The organism is Haladaptatus sp. DYF46 (assembly GCF_021083305.1).
Lineage (GTDB): Archaea > Halobacteriota > Halobacteria > Halobacteriales > Haladaptataceae > Haladaptatus.
In genome coordinates, this window is the sequence record NZ_JAJFAY010000003.1 from 321164 (window position 1) to 341451 (window position 20288).

21 protein-coding genes are annotated in these 20288 nt (G+C 60.6%); 13 read left to right on the plus strand and 8 right to left on the minus strand.

Going from position 1 to position 20288, the window contains the following annotated elements:
• Positions 1 to 65 precede the first annotated feature (65 nt).
• The 5 genes from LJF34_RS17520 to LJF34_RS17540 all read left to right on the plus strand — a co-directional run bounded on the left by LJF34_RS17520 (position 66) and on the right by LJF34_RS17540 (position 5378).
• A complete protein-coding gene (locus LJF34_RS17520; protein ID WP_231186594.1) occupies positions 66 to 1301 on the plus strand; it encodes a transposase in 1236 nt (411 codons plus the stop codon).
• A 137-nt stretch (positions 1302 to 1438) separates the two neighbouring features.
• On the plus strand, positions 1439 to 1879 hold the full coding sequence (locus LJF34_RS17525; protein ID WP_231186595.1) for a universal stress protein: 441 nt from the start codon (positions 1439 to 1441) through the stop codon (positions 1877 to 1879).
• A gap of 86 nt (positions 1880 to 1965) precedes the next feature.
• On the plus strand, positions 1966 to 3420 hold the full coding sequence (locus LJF34_RS17530) for an MDR family MFS transporter (protein ID WP_231186596.1): 1455 nt from the start codon (positions 1966 to 1968) through the stop codon (positions 3418 to 3420).
• A 62-nt stretch (positions 3421 to 3482) separates the two neighbouring features.
• Positions 3483 to 3950, plus strand: coding sequence for a MaoC family dehydratase (locus tag LJF34_RS17535; protein ID WP_231186597.1), 468 nt, complete (start codon positions 3483 to 3485; stop codon positions 3948 to 3950).
• 78 nt (positions 3951 to 4028) lie between these two features.
• Complete coding sequence (locus LJF34_RS17540) at positions 4029 to 5378, plus strand: serpin family protein (protein WP_231186598.1); 1350 nt, start codon at positions 4029 to 4031, stop codon at positions 5376 to 5378.
• A 27-nt stretch (positions 5379 to 5405) separates the two neighbouring features.
• Here the strand turns inward: LJF34_RS17540 and LJF34_RS17545 are convergent, their stop codons facing one another.
• Entirely contained in the window at positions 5406 to 5888 is a 483-nt protein-coding gene (locus LJF34_RS17545; protein ID WP_231186599.1) for a hypothetical protein, read from the minus strand.
• 403 nt (positions 5889 to 6291) lie between these two features.
• Between LJF34_RS17545 and LJF34_RS17550 the strand changes: the two genes are divergently transcribed.
• Together LJF34_RS17550 and LJF34_RS17555 are read left to right on the plus strand one after the other, a co-directional pair.
• Complete coding sequence (locus tag LJF34_RS17550; protein ID WP_231186600.1) at positions 6292 to 6738, plus strand: DUF4112 domain-containing protein; 447 nt, start codon at positions 6292 to 6294, stop codon at positions 6736 to 6738.
• A gap of 162 nt (positions 6739 to 6900) precedes the next feature.
• Positions 6901 to 7788, plus strand: coding sequence for a hypothetical protein (locus LJF34_RS17555; protein ID WP_231186601.1), 888 nt, complete (start codon positions 6901 to 6903; stop codon positions 7786 to 7788).
• A 33-nt stretch (positions 7789 to 7821) separates the two neighbouring features.
• On the opposite strand, the gene LJF34_RS17560 is transcribed toward LJF34_RS17555, so the two are convergent.
• Positions 7822 to 8406, minus strand: a complete 585-nt coding sequence (locus tag LJF34_RS17560; protein ID WP_231186602.1) for an isochorismatase family cysteine hydrolase — start codon at positions 8404 to 8406, stop codon at positions 7822 to 7824.
• Positions 8407 to 8468: 62 nt separating this feature from the next.
• Positions 8469 to 9359, minus strand: a complete 891-nt coding sequence (locus LJF34_RS17565) for an SDR family oxidoreductase (protein WP_231186603.1) — start codon at positions 9357 to 9359, stop codon at positions 8469 to 8471.
• Positions 9360 to 9543: 184 nt separating this feature from the next.
• Between LJF34_RS17565 and LJF34_RS17570 the strand changes: the two genes are divergently transcribed.
• Both LJF34_RS17570 and LJF34_RS29270 read left to right on the plus strand, forming a co-directional pair.
• Positions 9544 to 10200: a CHRD domain-containing protein gene (locus LJF34_RS17570; protein WP_231186604.1), complete on the plus strand. Its 657-nt coding sequence runs from the start codon at positions 9544 to 9546 to the stop codon at positions 10198 to 10200.
• A gap of 122 nt (positions 10201 to 10322) precedes the next feature.
• Positions 10323 to 11297, plus strand: coding sequence for a type II CAAX endopeptidase family protein (locus LJF34_RS29270; RefSeq protein WP_231186605.1), 975 nt, complete (start codon positions 10323 to 10325; stop codon positions 11295 to 11297).
• Positions 11298 to 11333: 36 nt separating this feature from the next.
• Here the strand turns inward: LJF34_RS29270 and LJF34_RS17580 are convergent, their stop codons facing one another.
• The 3 genes from LJF34_RS17580 to LJF34_RS17590 all read right to left on the minus strand — a co-directional run bounded on the left by LJF34_RS17580 (position 11334) and on the right by LJF34_RS17590 (position 14451).
• The gene (locus tag LJF34_RS17580; RefSeq protein ID WP_231186606.1) at positions 11334 to 11696 is read right to left on the minus strand and encodes a hypothetical protein; all 363 of its coding nucleotides are present in this window, start codon (positions 11694 to 11696) and stop codon (positions 11334 to 11336) included.
• 204 nt (positions 11697 to 11900) lie between these two features.
• Complete coding sequence (locus LJF34_RS17585; RefSeq protein ID WP_231186607.1) at positions 11901 to 13499, minus strand: long-chain-fatty-acid--CoA ligase; 1599 nt, start codon at positions 13497 to 13499, stop codon at positions 11901 to 11903.
• A gap of 175 nt (positions 13500 to 13674) precedes the next feature.
• Positions 13675 to 14451 carry an SDR family oxidoreductase gene (locus LJF34_RS17590; RefSeq protein ID WP_231186608.1) on the minus strand — a complete coding sequence of 259 codons (777 nt, stop codon included), beginning with the start codon at positions 14449 to 14451 and terminating at the stop codon, positions 13675 to 13677.
• Between the two features lie 126 nt (positions 14452 to 14577).
• Here LJF34_RS17590 and LJF34_RS17595 point away from each other — a divergent pair, with 126 nt between their 5' ends.
• Positions 14578 to 14742: a hypothetical protein gene (locus LJF34_RS17595; protein ID WP_231186609.1), complete on the plus strand. Its 165-nt coding sequence runs from the start codon at positions 14578 to 14580 to the stop codon at positions 14740 to 14742.
• 747 nt (positions 14743 to 15489) lie between these two features.
• Positions 15490 to 16794, plus strand: a complete 1305-nt coding sequence (locus tag LJF34_RS17600; RefSeq protein ID WP_231186610.1) for an orc1/cdc6 family replication initiation protein — start codon at positions 15490 to 15492, stop codon at positions 16792 to 16794.
• A gap of 68 nt (positions 16795 to 16862) precedes the next feature.
• Here LJF34_RS17600 and dpsA read toward each other — a convergent pair whose 3' ends face one another.
• Entirely contained in the window at positions 16863 to 17408 is a 546-nt protein-coding gene (gene dpsA, locus LJF34_RS17605) for a DNA starvation/stationary phase protection protein DpsA (protein WP_231186611.1), read from the minus strand.
• A 282-nt stretch (positions 17409 to 17690) separates the two neighbouring features.
• On the opposite strand from dpsA, the gene LJF34_RS29025 reads away from it, so the two are divergent.
• Both LJF34_RS29025 and LJF34_RS17610 read left to right on the plus strand, forming a co-directional pair.
• Positions 17691 to 17819 carry a hypothetical protein gene (locus tag LJF34_RS29025; RefSeq protein ID WP_255666195.1) on the plus strand — a complete coding sequence of 43 codons (129 nt, stop codon included), beginning with the start codon at positions 17691 to 17693 and terminating at the stop codon, positions 17817 to 17819.
• A 31-nt stretch (positions 17820 to 17850) separates the two neighbouring features.
• Entirely contained in the window at positions 17851 to 18747 is an 897-nt protein-coding gene (locus LJF34_RS17610) for a hypothetical protein (protein ID WP_231186612.1), read from the plus strand.
• A 56-nt stretch (positions 18748 to 18803) separates the two neighbouring features.
• Here LJF34_RS17610 and LJF34_RS17615 read toward each other — a convergent pair whose 3' ends face one another.
• Entirely contained in the window at positions 18804 to 20255 is a 1452-nt protein-coding gene (locus tag LJF34_RS17615; protein ID WP_231186613.1) for an MFS transporter, read from the minus strand.
• Positions 20256 to 20288 lie beyond the last annotated feature (33 nt).

Sequence of the window (20288 nt, forward strand, 5' to 3'; positions counted from 1 at the left end):
TTCGTTGCATCACGCCACACTACATCATCGTAATGTATAAGTGTGGTCATTGTGTATTTATACACATGGTAGAGACGGTGACAAAGACACTCCAAGCCACCCTTGCCTCGCCAACGCAGGGCAAAGCGGTGCGTCTTCGTCGCCTTCTCTCCACCTACCGCGAGGCATTGGACGAAGCGTTTGATTCAGGAGCAGATACGATGTCCGCCGTTAACGACATCGTGACGCCTTACGACTTGCCGTATCAAGCGAAAGATGTACTCAAGTCCTACGTCCCGAAGCTCCGCAAAACGTACAACGCTCGTGAGATTGACGACGAGCATCCGCTTCGGTTGGTTAATCGTGCCGCTAAGTTCGACCGGGATGAATCTCGACACTACGAGATTTGTTGGAACGTCCCGCAACCCGGTCGAGGAACGAATTTTTGGGTGCCACTCCGATTGAATCCGGAGCAAGAATCTCTGTGGCACGACATTCTCGAAGGTGACGCCAAATCGGGAGAACTTCGCCTTCAACAGAATCGAAGTAGTTGGGTACTACACGTCACCGTCGAATACGAGGTAGACGAACCTGACACGGACGGTGACCAAACGTACATCGGTTTCGACATCGGTGAATCCGCGTTAATTACGGGCTGTGCCCTCAAGCGCAACACACTGACGAAGCCGATGCTCGAAAGTGGCAGTCGTGCCCGACACCTCCGCAAAAAGATGTACACGACGCTGAGACGCCTTCAACAACGAGACGCGTCCGAGTGGCGGGTTGACGAGCGATTCGACCACTACCAGAACGCGCTTACAGACATCGTTGAAAAGGCCTCTCGGAACGCTGTTGAATACGCCCGACAATTCGAGAACCCGGTTATCGTCCTCGAAGACTTGTCGTGCATCCGTGAACGGTTAGATTGCGGCAAGTACATGAATCGGCGGCTTCACGCGTGGGCGTTCGCACGATTGCAGGGCCGTATCGAGGACAAAGCGACCGAAGTGGGAATACCCGTTCGGTTCGTGAATCCGGCGTACACCTCGAAGACGTGCCACGAATGTGGTCACATCGGTCGACGGGGTTCACAAGCGGAGTTCCGCTGTACAAACGACGACTGCCACGTAACGGAGTTCCAAGCAGATATTAACGCGGCGGCGAACATCGCTAGTCGCGTAGACCCGTGGGGTGAGAGCGTTCCTTGGAAACCGGAACGCGATGACACGCCACAGGACGGGAGCGGTTGTGACACCGCCACAGTCCACCGAAAGACGAGTGTGAAACCCCCACAGATGACGTTTTCGGCGTATTCGGACTGAAACCTACGGTAGCAGGCCGGAATCCCACTGTTGTGGGAAGCCCCGTCGTTTACGACGGGAAGGATGTCACTTTTGTCCGTTCGATACCCCTGAAGCAAGCAATACCACTATCTCGATTGCCGACGTTTGACCACTCGATGTACGACTCGATCCTCGTTCCGACGGATGGCAGCGGCGGTGAACAGCAGTTCGTCGAGGAAGCGATTTCGCTCGCCGAACTCACGGGTGCGACGGTCCACGTCCTTCACGTCGTGGATTCCGGACTCGCGGAGCCGCTCTCCGAATCGACTCAGTCCATGGTTCACGACGATCTGAAGACGTCCGGGGAGACGGCCGTCTCCTCGATAGAAGGGTCGGCGGAGCGTGCCGGCCTCGAAACGAAAACGGCGATCGTGAGCGGCAACCCCGCCGACGAGATAGTGAACTACGCCGAGGAGAACGACATCGACGCCATCGTGATGGGAACGCACGCGAACACGGGCGTCAGTCACCTCGTACTCGGCAGCGTAACCGAGCGCGTCATCCGGTTGACGACGGTTCCGGTGCTGGCGGTCAATCTGACTGAACACCACGGCTGAGGAATCCCGACTCCACAGGAGGCGAACGTTTTCCCCGCTTCTCACCCGTGGGTCGGCTATTTCCCCGTCGCTATCGAAGGACCGCTATGACAAACCGACGGCTCGCGACGCTGGGCGTTCTGCTCGGGATTTTCCTCGCGGCCATCGACGGGACCATCGTGAGTACGGCGATGCCGACCGTCGTACAGTCGCTGGGGGGACTGCAACTGTACGCGTGGGCCTTCGCGGCCTACATGCTGTTCGCGGCGGTTTCGATGCCGCTGTACGGACGACTCGCCGACATCTACGGCCGAAAGCGGTTGTTCTTCGTCGGCGCCGCCATCTTCGTCGCCGGGAGTGCCCTGTGCGGGGCGGCAGGGAGCATGCTCCAATTAGTCGCGTTCCGCTCGCTCCAAGGTATTGGCGCGGGCGCGATGTTCGCCATCCCGTACACCATCCTCGGCGTGGTGTACCCGCCCGAGGAGCGCGGGCGGGCCATCGGTCTCGGAAGCACCGTGTGGGGGATTTCGAGCGTCGTCGGTCCACTCCTCGGTTTCGTCATCGTCGAAACGGTCGGCTGGCGCGGCGTGTTCTACCTCAGCGTCCCGGTCGGCCTACTGGCCGTCCTCCTCGTGGCCGTCTCGCTCGACGAATCGACCGGGAGCGCCGACCGGGACATCGACTTTCTCGGCGCGGGCGTCCTCTCGCTGGCCGTCGGGACGCTCCTCGTCGGCCTCCAGTTGCTCGAAACGACGAGTTCGCTGGCACTGCCGCTCGTCGGTGCCGGTCTCGTCGGTCTCTTCCTGTTCTACGCCGTCGAACGGCGCGCGACCCAACCAATCGTTCCGCTGTCGATGTTCGACGACGCGGTGTTCATCACGACGAACGTGACCGGGTTTCTCACGAGTTTCGTGCTGTTCGCGGCGATTACGTACATCCCGCTCTACCTCCAAAGCGTTCGTGGCGGTGCCGGAAGCGCCGTGCTGGCGGTCTTTCCCATCTCCATCGGCTGGTCCGGCATGAGTTTTCTCTCCGGGAGACTGGTGAACCGCGTCGGCGAACAGCGACTCGCCACGGTCGGGACCGTTCTCCTCGTCCTGAGTTTTGGCGCGGCAACCGTCCTCTGGACTGCCGGAACGTCCCTCCCGATCATCGTCGTCAACGTGTTCGTGATGGGCGTCGGCATGGGGATGGTGACGCCGCCGCTGCTGACGGCGATTCAAAACCACTTCGGGACGGCACAGATGGGCGTCGTCACCTCCTCACAGCAGTTCTTCCGCAACCTTGGCGGAACGATGGGCGTCGCGCTCCTCGGGTTCGCCCTGAACCTCGTCATCCGGGACCGACTGACGACGATTTCCGGCGTCTCGAACCTCGGTCAACTCCAACAGCGTCTCCTCGGTTCGGCCACGCCGCCCGCCGGGTTGGCGACGATTCTGACGGACGGGTTGACGACCGTCTTCGCGCTCTCCGTCGTCGTGTCCCTCCTCGCGGTCGGATTCGCCTACTACATCCCACGTGGCCGCGGCGAGTCGTCTTCCTCGCCGACGACGGGCGATTGAGTATCAGCACGTCGATTTCCCCAGCCCTCGGCTATTTGTCCCGCCTCCGCCAACCATCGTGCATGAGTAACCGGGATTTCGAGGACTTGGTCGTCGGCGACAGGGAATCGTTCGGCAGTTACACCGTCACCGAGGAGGAGATCCTCTCCTTTGCGGAACAGTACGACCCACAGGAGTTTCACGTCGATTTGGACGCCGCCGCCGAGTCGATGTTCGGCGAACTCGTCGCCAGCGGATGGCACAGCACCGCCATCTCGATGCGAATTCTCGTGGACAACTTCTTCGAAAACAGCGGCAGTCTGGGCTCGCCCGGTGTCGAATCCGTGACGTGGCCCGCCCCGGTCAAGCCGGGCGAAACCCTCTCGCTCACGCTCGAAGTCACCGACAAACGACCGCTCGAAAGCGACCCGACTCGGGGCCTCGTTTCCTTCTCCCTCGAAATGCAAAACGAGGACGGCGAAACGAAACTCACGATGGAACCGAAGGTGTTCTTCGCGCGCCGAAACGGTGAAAGAGCGGACGAGTCGTAATCCACTCCGTCACGTGATATCTCAAACGATTTTTTGAGTCTTGGGTACATATTTGTTCACCGACGAGTAACTGAGGATATGGCACCCACCCGCCGCCGCGTTCTCGCCCTCTCCAGCGCGCTCGCCGCCGGAACGCTCCTTTCGGGCTGTCTTTCGTCCTCCGGCTCCCCGGCATCCGATGGTTCGGAGAACGACCCCGGAACACTGACCGGGACCGAGAAGTCGAATCCCGTTTCGACCGACGAGACGGCCATCGAAACGCTCGCTCGCGGAAACGCCGAGTTCGGCCTGACGCTCCTCTCCTCGCTCGCCGAGGAGTATCCGAAAGAAAACCAGTTCCTCTCCCCGCTCAGCGCTTCCGTGGTGCTGGCGATGACGTACGCCGGTGCGCGCGGCGAGACGCGGGACGGGATGGCGAACGCCCTCCGTTTTCCCTACGACGGTGAACCGCTCCACGCCGCGTTCGGCGAAACGGCCGAGCGACTCGAAACCACCGCCGAACGGGCGGACACCGAGGAAAAGCAGGGGACTCCGTTCCAGTTGACCACCGCGAACGCGATTTGGGGGCAGGAGGACTACCCGTGGCGTGAAGATTTCCTCACGACGCTTCGGACGTACTACGATGCCGGTCTGCACGTCTGTGACTTCGAGGGGCATGCCGACGACGCCACCGAAACCATCAACGCGTGGGTCGCCGACCGAACGGACGGGAAGATTTCCAACTTGCTGCCGAAAACAACCCTCGACGCACGGACGCGACTCGTTCTCACCAACGCCATCTACTTCCGGGCGACGTGGGCCAGCACGTTCCCCGAAGCGAACACGAAGCGGCGACCGTTCACCGCGCTCGACGGCACGGAATCGAAGGTGCCGATGATGGCTCAATCGGATTCGTTTCCCTACGCCGCCGTCGATGGACATCGACTGATAGCCCTCCCGTACGTCGGCGACGAAGTCGAGATGGTCGTCCTCCTTCCGCGGGAAGGAACGTTCGAGGAGTTCGCGGCCTCGCTTTCCGCCGACCGATTGGCAACCCTGCTGGGCGAGATGGAACGAACCGACGGGTCGATTTCGCTGCCGAAGTTCTCCCTCGAATCGTCGCTCGACCTCGGCGCGACGCTTTCGGACCTCGGAATGTCACGTGCGTTCTCTCCGACCGCCGACTTCAGCGGGATGGCCGACACCGAGGAGACGGGCGAGAACCTCTCCATCGACAGCGTCCTTCAGAAGTGCGTCATCGACGTGGACGAGAACGGAACGGAGGCAGCGGCCGCGACGGCCGTCGAGGTGGGCGTCACGTCGGCACCGATGAACCCGTTCGAAATAACCGTGAATCGGCCGTTTCTGTTCCTGATTCGCCACGAACCGACGGATACCGTCCTCTTTCTCGGCCGCGTGGTCGATGCGGCCGCCGGTCGTTCCGAGTGAGCATGCCCCGATTTTCACTGACATCCCTCACGTGACCCGTCTCCGTCGCACCCTCGTCACGAGTTGCTTTGCCGACTCGCTGACCGGTTCGCGCTTCTGCGGTTTCGTCCACGTGTATCGGATACGTCCGTCTTCGAGGCGTCGCTCGTCCGTTTGTCGCCATCCCCGCCGTTCGAGTATCCGTTCGACGGTCACGTAGGGAAAGTACTTCTCGATGTACTCCACGTCGGCCCCGTAGATGTTCGGTACGTACAGTCTAGAGACCAATCCTTCCTTCTTCAACCCCCACTTGAGGTGGTAGTACCAGTAGTTCAGATACGACGGTAAATCGAGCTTCGGCAGTTTCCCGCGGCGTAACGCCCCCTCCTGATTCCGCTCCGGTCCGTTCCACGATAGCGACGTGACGGCGTCGTACTCGTCCCCGCGACCCGGCGAATCGGTGAACGTCTCCAGCCACTGGTGGTCCCCGCGCTCCGTTCTCGCGGTTTCCACGACGATCCTCCGTGACATGTACGACCGTACGTCGTGCAAAACCATGATGGTTGTGTGCATATACCATCATTCATCGGCACGGACTCGTCGGAATCAGGGAGAACCGATGCGCCCGAAGACGCATCGGTATCGGAAGTCAGAGGCATTGTGACGATAGCACGGAGAGCGGCTATCCGCTCGTTTTTTTGACGGTCACACGCCGTTATCGTTCGGTACGCCGTAACACTATCGTCACGAGTGATTCATTTGGCGAATCGTGCAAATGCTTTGTGGCGGAATTTTCGTCGAAAGACGCGCTCCGAGTTCGCGGTACGCATCAGCACGAATGCCTCTCGGGAGTCGTGCAAGCGCCGCTTGAAGCCGAATGCTCCTCCCCCGATACCGCCGTCGGCTTTATTGCGTTTCGGGATCAGATGAACCCATGAACGATCATTCGGACTTGAAAGAGGAGTTCGATTTCGAGGGCGAGTTACCGCCGACGCTGGACCGTGCGGCGATAGACCGAATGCGGACCGTCGCGCGCGTCTTCGACGACTTCATGCGTATTCCGGGAACCGATTTCCGCATCGGTCTCGACCCAATCCTCGGCGCGCTTCCCGGCGTCGGCGACGTTATCAGCGCCGGTCTGTCGCTGTACCTCGTCCTCGAAGCGGCGCGCTTGGGCGTCTCGTTCACCACCCTCCTCCGGATGATCGCGAACGTGAGCATCGACGTGGTCGGCGGCTCGCTTCCCATCGTCGGCGGTATCATCGACGCGGTGTGGAAGGCCAACGTGCGAAACATCGAACTGGTGCTGGAGGACCTCGCTCACGACCCGCTCGACGACGACTTCGACGACCCCGAGGTCGTGGAAATCGAAATCGAATAGCTCGCCCTCGAACCGAAAGCCGGGATACCGTTCCAGTCCGACTGCTCGTCCGTGGGCGTCCCTGTCCACTATTCCGTTTCGAACTGATAGTTTCGGTTTCCCGATCGGAGCCGAAAGTTTCTCTACGCGGAACTGCCATGCTCTGTTCGACTGCCCACCTCCATGTTCGAGACGACCATCGGTGTCCTCCACGAATCGCCGTTCGCACTCGTTCCGCTCGCCGCCATCGTCTGGTTCGTCGTGCAGAGCGCGCGCCGGAGCAAAATACCCTCCCGACTCGCGCGGTACATCGTCGTTTTCGGTGCCATTCCGCCGTTCGGCCTCTTCCTCCTCGCGGAACTCGCCGGGAGTCGGACGGTTCGTGACCTCGCGCGTGCGCTCCTCGACGGCGAAATCGGACTGCTCGTCGATATCCTCGGCGTCATCGACACCGTGACCGCTGCGGTTCTCGTGGCGGTCCTCCGGTTCGTCGCGGGCGTCGTTCCGAGCGACTCGCTCGGCGGGTTCACGTCCGTACTCCCGTCGTGGGACCCGTTTGCGGCCGTTTCCGCCCTCGGGTTTCTCGCGACGGTGTTCGTCCTCCAGTTCGTCACGGGCATCGCCGTAATGCGGATTACGGGCCGAGAAGACGGCGTGTCCGATACGAACGAGTGGCTGACTGCCGCCGGAGTGGTTATGTTCGTCTCCGGACTGGTGTGGACACTCCTGCAATTCGACCCGAAGGGGTTCGGGCGTCTCGAACTCCAAACCGCGGTGCTGGCGTCCTCGACGGGTCTGCTGACCGGCGTCGTCGCGTCGAACCTCTCCGTGGACCTCCCTGTGAACCTCCCCACGTGGCGGTCGGAAGCGGAATCTGAACGGGCCGAAACGGTACCAGAAACCGAATCGAGACCGCACACTCGATCGACGCGCGACGTGTCGCGTTCGGATTCTCGGACACCCGATGCCGCGGGTTCGAAACGCTCTACGACCGCGGAAACGAGGACCTCGGACCCTCTCCCATCACTTCAGCGGCTACAAGAGACGGTTCGGTCGCTCCGCCGTCGATAGTTCACCGCATCGATTACTGGTTCGCCGTGTCGATCACTGCACCGTTCCCTCGTCACTCATCGCATCGGTCGACGCGGCCGTCTCCCACTCTTCGATGAGTTCGTCCGCCGTCGTTATCTCCGTGTTGTACACGTCTTTCAGGTATTCGAGCCCTTCCGCGTGCGCCTCCTCGCTGAACGCCTCGACGCAATCCTCCGGGACGAGGATGTCGTAACCGCGGAAGAACGCCCCGGCCGACGCGTGGCGAACGCACATGTTCGTGTGCAGGCCGGTCAGGATCACTCGGTCCACGCCCAGACTTCTGAGATGTTCGTCCAGCCCCGTCCCGTAGAACGCGTCGTAGGTGCGCTTTTCGAACACGTGGTCTTCCTCCTCGGGTTCGAGTTCGGGAATCACCGCCGCGCCCTCTGTCCCCCGCATGGCGTGTTCGCCCCACACGTCCAACTCGAAGTCCTCCGGTCGATGGGCGTCGTTCGCGTAGATGACCGGAACGTCGTTCTCGCGAGCCACGGTCACGAGTCGGTCGAGCGGTGAAAGGATGTTCTCCGCCCGCTCGGCGGCTATCTTCCCGGTTACGAAGTCGTTCAGCATGTCGATGACTAGCAGTGCGTCAGTCATGGTTTCCCCCGGGTGGTGGTTGGAAGCGAGCGGACAAAACGGTTCCAGTCGATATCGACCACTTACCGAATCGGATACTCCGGCGAAATCCCGACTAACCCGGCGCTCACGTCCCACAACCGCTTTCGGACGTTCCTGTCACGCGACTCCTCGGAGGATTCCGCGATTCTTCCGTCGCTGAGGTATTCGCCGGTCACGTCGGCCATCTCGGGTGATGCCGCGGCCATGATAACCGTCTCCGCGCCCTCCTCGACGCTCTTGGTGAACGGCAGGGGGAGCATCGAAAACAGACCCAAGGTGAGTCGTCCGCGAAGCGAGGCTTCGCGAGTGAACGCCGTTTCCGGAACGAAACCGGGGTTGACGGCGTTCGCGGTCACGCCGGTTCCGCGGAGCCGCTCGGCTATTTCGCGGGTGAACAGGACGTTCGCCAATTTCGACTGGGCGTACGCCTCCATGTCGTCGTACTCGTTCTCGCGGCCCAAATCGCCGAAGTCGACGGTGCCGCGTTCATGCAGTTCGGAGGTGACGGTGACGATTCGAGCGGGCGCGCTTTCGACGAGCAAATCGACCAACAGATGGGTGAGCAGGAACGGTGCGAGGTGGTTGACAGCGAACGTGGCTTCGATGCCGTCCTCGGTTTCCGTCCGCCGATGGCGAAACGTCCCCGCGTTGTTGACCAGCACGTCGAGTCTGCCGTGTCGATTCCTGAACTCCGCTGCGAGGTTGCGAACGCCTTCCTGCGAACCGAGGTCCGCTACGTACAGTTCCGCCCACCCGTCGCCGTTCCTCCTGTCGATTTCGCGCGTCACATCCCGTCCGCGTTCGCGGTTCCGACCGACGATTGCGACGGAGGCACCGCGGTCCGCGAGCGCGAGCGCGGTTTCCCGACCGATTCCGCTCGTGCCGCCGGTTATCAGGACGACGTTTCCGTCGAGGTTCGTAGTTGGAGGCATGTGATGTCCCTTCGGAATCCGTGACCGAATGCGTATCGACGCATCGAAGAATGGACACGTACTTGTCCGTCCCTGTCGTGAATAATACAGTGTTCATATCATTCTATATATTCACTATATCAAATCTAAATATGTGGCAACAATATCTTAGTATTTCCGAACCGATTACTGAATTGGTCCCACAATGCCAGACACCGATAAGCGAGAAACGCTCAAACTCCTGAGTCTCGGAACCGTCGCTCTCAGTGGCATCAGCGCCGGTGTCGTCACCGGAAACGACGAAACCGATTCGAACTCGGCCTCCGAAAAGCCACCATCGACCGAACTCTACAGTACGGGTTTGCTGACCGGGGAGAAGCAAGTCCCCCCGGTTGACAGCAAAGGACGAGGTGTCGCTGTCTTCCGTCGGACGACCGACGAGAAACTCGAATACGGCCTCCTCGCCTTCGGACTCGACGCACCGGTAACCAAGGCGCACATCCATACGGGAGAATCGGGCGAAAGCGGTCCACACATCGTCAATCTCGTCGACGGCGACGCCACGGAAGAACAGCACCTGTTCGGCGGTAGTGTGGTCGCTACTGGAACGATTTCCGACGACGACTTGGTCGGACCGTACGAAGGGTCCTCGCTCGAAGACCTCACGACGGAGATTGCCAGCGGAAAGACCTACGTCAACGTCCACTCGAAAGCGTATCCGGACGGCGAGATTCGCGACCAAATCTCCCCCGTCGAAGCGGTCGATGTCGGCTTCGAAACGAGCATCGGCGCTAATGGCGGCGAAGAAGCGAGTGCGACGCCGTCGCTCGACGTGGATATTTCCGAAACTGGGTGCCGATAACGCCGCCGAGTCCACGATATGGAAATTCCGATGTCCTCCTTCTTTTCATCAAAGTTTTACGCCGCGAATCGAAACCCCCGACGGCTCAAGAATTAACAGCCACCTCGTCGTAGGCCCTCGCAGTGATCGCCTCGATAAAGAACGTCTTCTGGAACGCGGCGGACCGACGCCTTCGCCTCCCGTGGCGGTTCGTCGTCGCCGCAATCGTGTTCGGAATCGTCTCGCTCGCGGCGGCGTTTTCGCTTCGTCCGGTGTTGGTGTCCGTCTTCGTCGGGTTCCAGTTCGCGTCGTTCGGGCGTCTCGGCACCCTGCTGTTTCAAACGTCGCTCGAACTCGTCGTCGTCGTCCTGTTCACGTACCTCGTCGGGCGGTTCATCGACCGGCGACGGTTCGCCGACTTCGGCCTTCACCTGTCGCGGTCCTGGTGGCTCGACTTCGGTTTCGGCCTCGCTCTCGGCGCGGCGCTCATGACCGCGATATTCGTGGTCGAACTCGCGCTGGGGTGGATTCGCATCACAGGCACCTTCCGGACGGTGTCGGACCTGTCGTTCGTCGTCGTCTTCTGCACGTCCGTCCTCCTCTTCGTCTTCGTCGGCATCAGCGAGGAACTGCTGGTGCGCGGCTATCTCCTCACGAACCTCGCCGAGGGGTTCCGCTGGTTCCGCTGGCTGTCCGGCGACGCGGCGGTTGCGGTCGCGACGCTCTGTTCTTCGATCCTCTTCGGCGTCGGACATGTGTTCAACCCGAACGCGACGCTCACGAGTACGTTCGTCATCGTCCTCGCCGGAATCATGCTCGCATCCGGCTATCTATTGACCGGCGAACTCGGCCTCTCCATCGGGTTACATATCTCGTGGAACCTGTTTCAGACGAGCGTCTACGGCTTTTCGGTCAGCGGGCTTCGCCTGCCCGTGACCGTCGTCGCGACTGAACAGGTCGGCCCGCGCGTGTTCACCGGCGGACCGTTCGGCCCCGAGGCGGGTCTCGTCGGCGTCGGCGCTATCGCCGTCGGAACGGCCGCCATCGCGTGGTGGGTCCGTTCCCGCGAAACGCGGCTCTCGCTGTGTTCGTCCGTGTGGATACCGGAACTCCGCTAACTACTGCTGAAGGTCGATATTTCTCGGGGTGGTGACTCAGACGCCGGGAATTCCGAGCGCCCCCGAGGCGATGATATCGAACAGCGCGAACAGATAGAGGACGATCGCGGCCGCGAACCACGCCACCAGTCCGATGACGATGGCCGTCCCCCACCCGCCGGGATACCGCCAGTTGATGACGCCGATCCACGCGATGAGCGCCAACAGCGCCCCGAGGATGGGAATCCATCCGACGAAGAAGCTGATGATGCCCCACGCGATGGCTCCGATAAGCGCCGTGATGATAGCATGGCCGTAGCTTCCCGCGTACTCAGTCGTTACCCTCGCACCGACGTAGATACCGAAACCGCCGATGAGCAGGCTGACAATGAAGACGATTAGCGTGTCTATGAACGCCATATCATCGCCCCCATCTCGTGCGTTCTCGTTCGCTTCCGGTTCGTTCCACCGTCATGTCGTATCTATCCACTGTTGTTCCCCCGACGGTCATAACGCTCTCCGACATGGTGTGTCTATCGGTTGTTCAGTCCGCTCATCCGACATACAGAGAAAAATCGAGAATCGGCTCGATTCGCCTCTAAACCCGTCTCTGTCGCCCTTGGTCTACCCCTGACCGACGAGGCGCTCTTCGTCCTCCCAGAAATCTTTCCGCAGTTGGTACTTCTGTACCTTCCCGGTTGCCGTCTCCGGGAGGTCCTCCTGTACCAGAATCTTGCGCGGAATCTTGTACCCGGCCATTTTGTCCCGGCAGAACGCTTCCACGTCGTCCTCGGAGAGTTCGACGCCCGGTTTCGGGACGACGACGGCGGTCACCAACTCGCCCCACTCGTCGCTCGGCGTGGGGATGACGGCGGCCTTGGCGATATCGGAGTGGTCGTAGAGTACGTCCTCGACTTCGATGGAGGAGACGTTCTCCCCGCCCGAGATGATGATGTCCTTCTTTCTGTCCTGAATCGAAATCATCCCGTCCTCGTCGATGGTGGCGAGGTCGCCGGTATGGAAGTAGCCCGAAATGCGGTCGTTGAACGCCTTTTCGGTCGCGTCCGGCTTGTTGAGGTAGCGGTCCATCACCTGATTGCCGCGGACGACGACTTCGCCCATCGTCTCGCCGTCTGCGGGAACGTCGGTGCCGTCGTCGTGGACGACGCGGAGGTCGGTACAGAGCGTCTCGCTGCCCTGTTTGACCTTGAGCGAGCGCCCGCGCGTGGCGAGGCGGCGCGGCGAATTTGAGGTGGTGATGATGGGTGCGGTCTCGGTCAGGCCGTAGATGTGGATGATGCGCCAGCCGATTTCGTCCTCGACGGTTTCGATGGTCGCCGTCGCGGGGGCGCTCCCGGCGGTGGCGATGCGCACTTCCCTGTCGCCGGTCGTCTCCACGTCCGGGTTGTTCTCCTTGTAGGCGATGACGCGGTTGAGGACCGTCGGCGCGCCGCACATGAACGACACGTCGTTGTCCCGAATCTTTTCGAGCGTTCGTTCCGGCGTGAACTTCCGTAGACAGACGTGTGTGCCGCCGGTGCCCGTGATGGCGTAGGTGTGGCCCCACCCGTTGCAGTGGAACATCGGGAGCGTCCAGAGGTACGTGTCGTCGTCCCGAATCTCCATGTGCTGGTTGAGGACGAGCGCATGCCAGTGTTCCGTTCGGTGGGTTCGGACGACGCCTTTCGGGTCGCCGGTCGTCCCGGACGTGTAGTTGATGCTCGCGTCGTCGTCCTCCGAGATGTCGGCGCGTTCCGGCGGGTCGGCCGACGCCTCGTCCACGAGCGACATGTAGTCCTCCCAGTCGCCGTCGATTTCGTCGGCCTTGTAGCCGATGAACGTTTCCGCCGGAATCGAGTCGCGGACGGCCTCCACCTTCCCCGCGAAGTCGTAATCCGCGATGACGACCGACGCCGCACAGTCGTTCAGGATGTACTCGTAGTTCTCGGGAACGAGGCGGTAGTTCATCGGGACGTACACCGCGCCCAGATGGTTGGTCGCGTACAGCGCTTCGAGGAAGTAGTGGGTGTTCGATGCGAGCATCGCCACGCGATCGCCCCGTTCGACGCCGTGTTCGGCGAGTACGTTCGCGAGGCTACTGACCCGCTCGTCGAACTCCGCGTAGGTGTACTCCGTGCCGTCGTCCGCGATGACGCCGACCACGTCGTCGTAGAGGTCCACGGCGCGGTCGAGGAAATCCATCGTCGTCATTTCCTTCTTCATGAACTGTCATCCACATCATTTCCCGACGACGGGGTAAAGATTTCGACTCTTGCTAGCAAGCACCACGAAAGGAGAAACCCGGTTCTCAGGTTCGAACGAACCGTCGCCCGACATTTTTCAGCAGTTGCGACCGGAATCCAACGACGCTGCTATCGGACGGAATCCAACGACGCCGCTATCGGACGGTGTAGCCACCGTCCAACACGACCGTCTCCCCGGTCATGTACGCCGATGCGTCGCTCGCGAGATACACCGCCGTCGGCCCGAGCATCTCGGGCGTGGCCATCTCGTCCTGTAGCATCTCTCCCGTCCAGATTTCGACGGCGTTCTCGGCGACTTGTGCGCCTTGGTCAGCGTTGTCCGTGGCGACGTACCCCGGAGCCAGATTGTTCACCCGGATCCCGTGCTCCGCCCACTCCGACGCGAGTTGCGTCTTGAATCCCTCTAACCCCGCCTTCGACGCGTTGTACGCCACTTGCCGCTGGGGGTAGTTCGCGATGTACGCCGACATGGAGGAGACGTTGAGGATGACGCCGCCGTCGTCCATCATCTCCTGCCCGGCGGCGCGCGAACAGAGAAACGCTCCCGTCAGGTTCGTCTCGATGACGTCGTTCCACTCGGCGAGCGTCATCGATTCGATGGCTTCGTGGACGACGATTCCGGCGTTGTTCACGAGGACGTCCACGCCGTCGAACCGCTCGACGGTCGCCTCGACCATCGCAGTCACCGCGTCCTCGTCCGTGATATCACACGCCACTCCGAGCGCCTCGGGCCCGGTTTCCGTTTCGATTTCCGTCGCCGCGGCCTCGGCCTGCGCTTGGTCACGACTCGCAACGACGACGTTCGCACCCGCTTCCGCGAGGGCCGTCGCGATGGCGCGACCGATGCCGCGGTTCCCGCCGGTTACGATTGCCACTTGCTCGTCCAGTTTGAATGCGTCGAGTACCGTCATGATACTATCTCCGGGAGGCGGTTACAAAACCGTTCTTCCCAACCTCGTGCATGCTATCGCGACGACCCGAACCGTCCCGACGGGAAACCGAACCCTTTTTGTTTTAGGTCTTCCTAAAAAATCCCGATGGCTGTCAACCCACGGCCCGTTGACGAAGCGACCCACGCTCCCACCCCGACGACGCCGGGCATCAACCTCTGTGAGACACGTCCCGAACGGTTCGTCTTCCTGGAAGACGGCAACACGGACGGATGGATTTCGACGGACCTGGTCGTCTCGTTGCGGCGGTAGCGCCACTATGGGCCGGACGACGACCACCCCACGTTTCCGACGTTAATCGAGTGGAACTGCCGCTACACTTCAGTCACCCCCCACGTTTCCGACGTTCTGACGGGCTTCGTTCGATATCTCGCTGGGAAAGTAGGTGAAGGCACACACCCCCCACGTTTCCGACGTTCTACGAAATTCTACGGGAACTACTTTTCTGGACCGATCGGTGACGAGATGAAACGTGAGGACAGAATTTCACCTCTCCGGAAGTCTGTCGTTTGGCGGGTCATATGGCGTAATTTGCCGGTCGGGGTTGGTCGGAGATCGACCGGGACCTGTCGAGTCTGATCGCTTAACGCCCCTAGAAGAAACGTCGGAAACACGGGGGGTGTGGGTGTTTTCTCTCTAGCGTTCGTTCTAGAGGAGAACGTCGGAAACGTAGGGGGAGGGGGTAGAAGAGGATCGTTTCGATGAATATCGGAGAACATCGGAAAAGAGGGGACCAACTCGACTCAAACGTCGGAAAGAAGGATGATTCTATGTGAACGGGGGAATACCGAAATGGACAGAAAGAACGCTTGGAACCGGTAAATACATCGGAATAATGGGGAGGACGAAGATACGAACGTCGGAAATACAGTCGTAGTCCATCGACTATAAAATCCGTCACTAAATGGCTACAGTTTCGGTTATCGTTGGTATTAACATCGGAAACGAGGTCGTGTCACGCCCTATGGATTTATGTACGTCGTTACAGTTAGTTGCTGTATGGATTTGCCCCGCGTGAACGAGCCTCGTCGCTCCCGGCTTCGGGCGGACGGAGGCGATGAGGGGTTCGATGTCGCTCGCGAGATTTTCGAGCAGGAGGATACCATCTTCGCAAACGAGAGTTTGCTCGAAATCGACCACGTTCCGAGTGCCGACCGTATCGTCGGGCGAGACGACGAAATCCGTATGCTAGCGGAGGAGCTTCGAAGTGCCGTCAACGGCCACTCGCCCGAAAACGTGATCATTTACGGGAAAACCGGAACGGGGAAATCACTCGTCTCACGGCACGTCACGTCTCGTGCAAAGGAGTTAGCCAAGGATGGCGTCAGCATCGGTACGGCATATGTCGATTGCTCGACGCACAGCACCGAGACGCAGGCTGTATCGACGCTTGCCCGTCATTATAACGAACCGAATGTGACGCAACTTCGCGTTCCTGAAACCGGTCTCTCCACTGCGGCCTACTACGAACGCCTTTGGACCGTCTTGGACCTCCAATACGACGTCGTCATCATCATCCTCGATGAAGCTGATCTGATGACGGACGATAGCATACTGATGAAACTGTCTCGGGCCGGTGAATCCGGCAGCACGTCCTGCCGCATCGGGGTTATCGCGATCAGCAACAAGATCGAATGGGCCGATGATCTGAACGAACGGGTGAAGTCGAGTCTTCAGCCGAAGGAGATGGCGTTTCAACCGTACGATGCCACCCAGTTGGAACGGATAATGGAAAACCGGACGGACGCGTTCCAATCCGGCGTGTTGACGAGCGACGTCATCCCCCTCTGTGCTGCCTTTGCAGCACAGGACTTCGGCGATGCACGGAAAGCGATCGACATCCTTCGTCATTCGGGCAACTTGGCGTACAAGCAGGATGCAGAGCAGGTGACCGAGACCCACGTCCGCGAAGCGCGTACCGAAGCGGAAAAGGACCGCTTCAAGGAACTCATCGAGGGGGTTCCACAACAGGCAAAAGCGGTGTTGTTGGCGCTCTCGATTCTCACCAACAACTCGGCACAGGAGGAGTTCGCCACGCAACTCGTCTATCGCCAGTATTCGAACATCTGCAAGACTATCGAATTGGACACGCTCTCCGAGCGGCGGTTTCGTGATATACTGAAAGAACAGGCGTTTCTCGGTCTCATCGATATCCAAAAGGAAAATCGCGGTCGTTCGGGCGGCATCAATCTACTCAATCGGCTCGTCGAGGACTCCGAAATCGTGTATGAAATCCTCATCGACGATAACAGATTCACGGAACTGGATGACAATCTCGACCAACGCCGCGTCCAAGACTGGTAGCTCGCCTCGAAATCGATTACCGAGATACTCGGCTTGTTCTGCCTTGGGTTTAAAATCGTAGAATTCGCCTAGTGCGTCGCGGATTCGAGGACGAGGGTGTCGTCTTCGAGGTAGTGGTCGATGGTGTGTGCGTGTTCTTCGATGTCTTCGAGTTGTTCCCGAAGCATCTCCTCGGTCGCGTAGTCACCGAGTCCGTTCGCGAGTTCGATGTGTTCGCGGTAGCTCTCGATGATGTCGCCGTACATGCCCAAGTCGTGCCGGAACGAGGTCCGAATGTCGTAGACGTCCTCGTCCTCGGGTTCGACCGTCGAAGCCGCCGAGAGCGCCGTCATGCTCGCGTGGGGAACGCCGCCGAGCGCCTGAATGCGCTCCGCGATTTCGTCCGCCGCCTCCTCGACTTCCTCGTAGGCTTCCTGCAGGAAGAGGTGAATCTGGAGGTGTTCCGCACCTTCGACGTTCCAGTGGTGTTTGTGTAACTGGTGGTAGAGAACGTATGCGTCCGCGAGATCCGTATTCAGCGCGTCGATTACTTGTTCTGCCTTGTCGACGTCGAGGCGAAGCGGGTTCTCCTCGACCGTACCGGCTTCCTGCCGAACTTCCTCCTGAATGCTCATTGCAACTAATACTGCGTGCGCCAGACACATATACCTTTCCAAAGTCAAAAGTATTTTTTCGGATGGCCTAAGATTTTTTGGATAGCCTAAACTTATTCGAACGGCTGTGGGTTGCTATCCTCCGATTTCTAGCTCCTGAGAAATACCGAATTCGGACGTCCTACTGCCTGAATCGCCGCTCCACACGAACGAACGCGACCGCGAAAGCCGCCGGTGCGATGGAATCACGACCGTTCGTATATCGAACAAAACACTTTTGGAGTTTTAGGCGAGCCTAAAAGCATGGACGCTGACGTTATCCACGACGGTCGGTTCGTTTCTCGATGGCACTCTCCGACCGTCGTCATCGCCGACTCGGACGCGGAACGATTCGACCGACTGCACGCGACTATCGCCGGTAGGTTCTTCTGAACCGCCGCGACGGAACACGACCGATTCACCCATGGTAGGAAACACCCTTCACGACATCCGCCGACACGTCGAATCGCTCGCAGTCGAGGACGGCACGTACTACGTCGTCTGCGGCCGAACCGGAACGAACCCGGTACCTATCGCGGGAAAGCGGTTCGAGAGCAGGGATACCGCACAGGTTGCGCTTCGGTCCGCCGAGCAGTACCGAGCAGCACTCCGGCGTTACGACCCCCACCTGCCGTACCACGATCTCATCGTCTGTGAACTTCCGACGTACCTCGACGCGTCGAGGTACGTCTCCCGACCCTTCCAGCGACCCGAGCGGTCAATCGGGGGTGGTGCAGTTACCGACAATCAACCCCTCATCGACTTCTGTCACGACGTCACCGGCGCGCTCTTCGAGACGCTCGCGATGGAAGGCTACGAGACCGTCGAACGGGCGGTGATGGACGTCTATCTCGACGCCGCCGAGTCCATTACCGACCGCGACGAGTTCTGTCTCGTCCTGCTCGAAAGCATGGTCGAGGAGCTGACCGACCGGCTTTCCGAGGACGAACAGGGTCGCGTGCTGTCGGCGGCGGCGGACGGATTGCCGCCGACCGTCGACGACGGGGCGACGATGGAGACCGTGTTCGAATATCTCGTTTCGGTGTCCATCGTCTCCGACTACAGACTCACCGCCGTGGACAGCGCGACATCCTCACGCGACTGGCTCGTCCGACTCACCGAGTACGCGTTGAACGGGGACGACCGGTATCTCCCGACGCTTCCGCTCGCCATCGAACTCCGCCGCGTTCACTCCGGTTCGGTGTCGATAGAGTGGGCGCGTTCGGTCGATGCCAACGACTGGGAGTTGCGGATATCGGTACGAACTCCGTCGGACTCCGGTTCCGCCGGACTCCTTCGGACGGTGGTGCGGGACGCCTGACCCCCGTGGAACGGTCGAATCGACGGAGCGACGGTCGAAACCGACCCAAACCGCTCTCAGTCGTCACTGGGGACGGAGATGGGACGCTGGCTGCCTTCGTTACCGAGCAACGTGAACGAAGCGAGAACTCCCGTCAGAACCACCAACAGCACACAACCCAGATACTCCGTGGTGTAGCTGAACCGAACCGCGAAGGGGAGCGCCACGAGCGGGCCGACCGTCGAACCGAAGTCGCCGAAGACGTTGTACACCCCGCCGAGTTTTCCCACGTCGTCCTCGGGGCTGATGTCGCCGAGATACGCGAGGAGGGGGATGTTCACGGCCTCGACGCCGATGCCGATGACGGCCACGCCGACGAACGTTCCGAGGAGGGACGGAACGAGTGCGAGCAGACCGAACCCGACGGCGAGAAAGCCGAGCGACGGAATCGAGACGAACGCGCGGTTGGAAACGCGGTCGGACGCCGGCCCGGCTACCAGCGTGGTTCCGCTGGAAAACAGCACGCTGACGGCCATCACGACGCCGCTGATTCCCGTCGCGTCGAGAAAGCCGATGCGGATGCCGACGACGGCGGCGTACTCGACGACCGTCGAGAGGAGGACCCCTGCGAAGAGGAATCGGACGACGAAGTTCACCACGCCCACGGAGAGGACGCGAACGTCGGCGGCCACGATACCCGGAATCTCGCGGAGTCCGGTGTCGTTCTCGACGGTCGGGTTCAAATCCGGAAGGACGAAAAACGCCACGAGCGCGGCGAACAACCCGGCAACTCCTGCCACGAGGAACGCCGGAGTGAACCCGTACAGGTTCGCGACGAGTCCGCCGACGACCAATCCGGCCGGGAAGCCGAGGCTCTGGCCGCCGCGAAGGTACCCCGTCCATTTTCCGCGGTTCTCCCGCGTCGTCACCTTCGTCACCGTGCTGAACGCGCCGACGAACACGAACGCGGACCCGATGCCCCACAGCACGCGCGACCCGGCGAACGTCGTGGCACTCGCGGCGGTCGCCGTCATAGGGAGGACTCCGGCGACTCCGTTCGTCCACGAGTCCGTCAGTCCGAGGACGTAGCCGAACGGTGCCAGACCCTGAAGCGTGAAGCCGACGAGCATGGGTCGCCGGGTTCCGAACCGGTCCAATACCGTCCCGGCGGGGGTGTTCAACAGCATTCGGGTGAAGCGATTGATTGCGAGGATGATACCGACGGTCAGCGCCGAAAAACCGAGGAGGCTACCGAGGCGCGGGAGCGTCGGAAAGGCGACACCGCCGCCGACGCCGCCGAAGAAGACGCCCGCGATGAGGCTGAGCACGACCGTTCGGGTGTCGTGGTCGTTGCTCACTCCGTACCCACCGTCGTTCCGATTTCCGTCGTGTTCGAACAGCGCGAAAACGAATCTCCGTTCATGGCTAGAGACAATCCGTTCGGAGGGATAAACGGACGGTTTACGGCAGTTTCGGTGACGGTACTTGTCGGTCTTCCCGTCTCCCCACTGTCGTCCGTCCGTCGTCATTCCATCGCCCTCCCGTCGGTTTTCCGACCAAGC

Bases quoted from the DNA above. Each gene is read 5' to 3' on its own strand.
- LJF34_RS17520 (WP_231186594.1), top strand. From the start codon at position 66: ATGGTAGAGACGGTGACAAAGACACTCCAAGCCACCCTTGCCTCGCCA.
- LJF34_RS17525 (WP_231186595.1), top strand. From the start codon at position 1,439: ATGTACGACTCGATCCTCGTTCCGACGGATGGCAGCGGCGGTGAACAG.
- LJF34_RS17530 (WP_231186596.1), top strand. From the start codon at position 1,966: ATGACAAACCGACGGCTCGCGACGCTGGGCGTTCTGCTCGGGATTTTC.
- LJF34_RS17535 (WP_231186597.1), top strand. From the start codon at position 3,483: ATGAGTAACCGGGATTTCGAGGACTTGGTCGTCGGCGACAGGGAATCG.
- LJF34_RS17540 (WP_231186598.1), top strand. From the start codon at position 4,029: ATGGCACCCACCCGCCGCCGCGTTCTCGCCCTCTCCAGCGCGCTCGCC.
- LJF34_RS17545 (WP_231186599.1), bottom strand. From the start codon at position 5,888: ATGTCACGGAGGATCGTCGTGGAAACCGCGAGAACGGAGCGCGGGGAC.
- LJF34_RS17550 (WP_231186600.1), top strand. From the start codon at position 6,292: ATGAACGATCATTCGGACTTGAAAGAGGAGTTCGATTTCGAGGGCGAG.
- LJF34_RS17555 (WP_231186601.1), top strand. From the start codon at position 6,901: ATGTTCGAGACGACCATCGGTGTCCTCCACGAATCGCCGTTCGCACTC.
- LJF34_RS17560 (WP_231186602.1), bottom strand. From the start codon at position 8,406: ATGACTGACGCACTGCTAGTCATCGACATGCTGAACGACTTCGTAACC.
- LJF34_RS17565 (WP_231186603.1), bottom strand. From the start codon at position 9,359: ATGCCTCCAACTACGAACCTCGACGGAAACGTCGTCCTGATAACCGGC.
- LJF34_RS17570 (WP_231186604.1), top strand. From the start codon at position 9,544: ATGCCAGACACCGATAAGCGAGAAACGCTCAAACTCCTGAGTCTCGGA.
- LJF34_RS17580 (WP_231186606.1), bottom strand. From the start codon at position 11,696: ATGGCGTTCATAGACACGCTAATCGTCTTCATTGTCAGCCTGCTCATC.
- LJF34_RS17585 (WP_231186607.1), bottom strand. From the start codon at position 13,499: ATGAAGAAGGAAATGACGACGATGGATTTCCTCGACCGCGCCGTGGAC.
- LJF34_RS17590 (WP_231186608.1), bottom strand. From the start codon at position 14,451: ATGACGGTACTCGACGCATTCAAACTGGACGAGCAAGTGGCAATCGTA.
- LJF34_RS17595 (WP_231186609.1), top strand. From the start codon at position 14,578: ATGGCTGTCAACCCACGGCCCGTTGACGAAGCGACCCACGCTCCCACC.
- LJF34_RS17600 (WP_231186610.1), top strand. From the start codon at position 15,490: ATGGATTTGCCCCGCGTGAACGAGCCTCGTCGCTCCCGGCTTCGGGCG.
- dpsA (WP_231186611.1), bottom strand. From the start codon at position 17,408: ATGAGCATTCAGGAGGAAGTTCGGCAGGAAGCCGGTACGGTCGAGGAG.
- LJF34_RS29025 (WP_255666195.1), top strand. From the start codon at position 17,691: ATGGACGCTGACGTTATCCACGACGGTCGGTTCGTTTCTCGATGGCAC.
- LJF34_RS17610 (WP_231186612.1), top strand. From the start codon at position 17,851: ATGGTAGGAAACACCCTTCACGACATCCGCCGACACGTCGAATCGCTC.
- LJF34_RS17615 (WP_231186613.1), bottom strand. From the start codon at position 20,255: ATGACGACGGACGGACGACAGTGGGGAGACGGGAAGACCGACAAGTAC.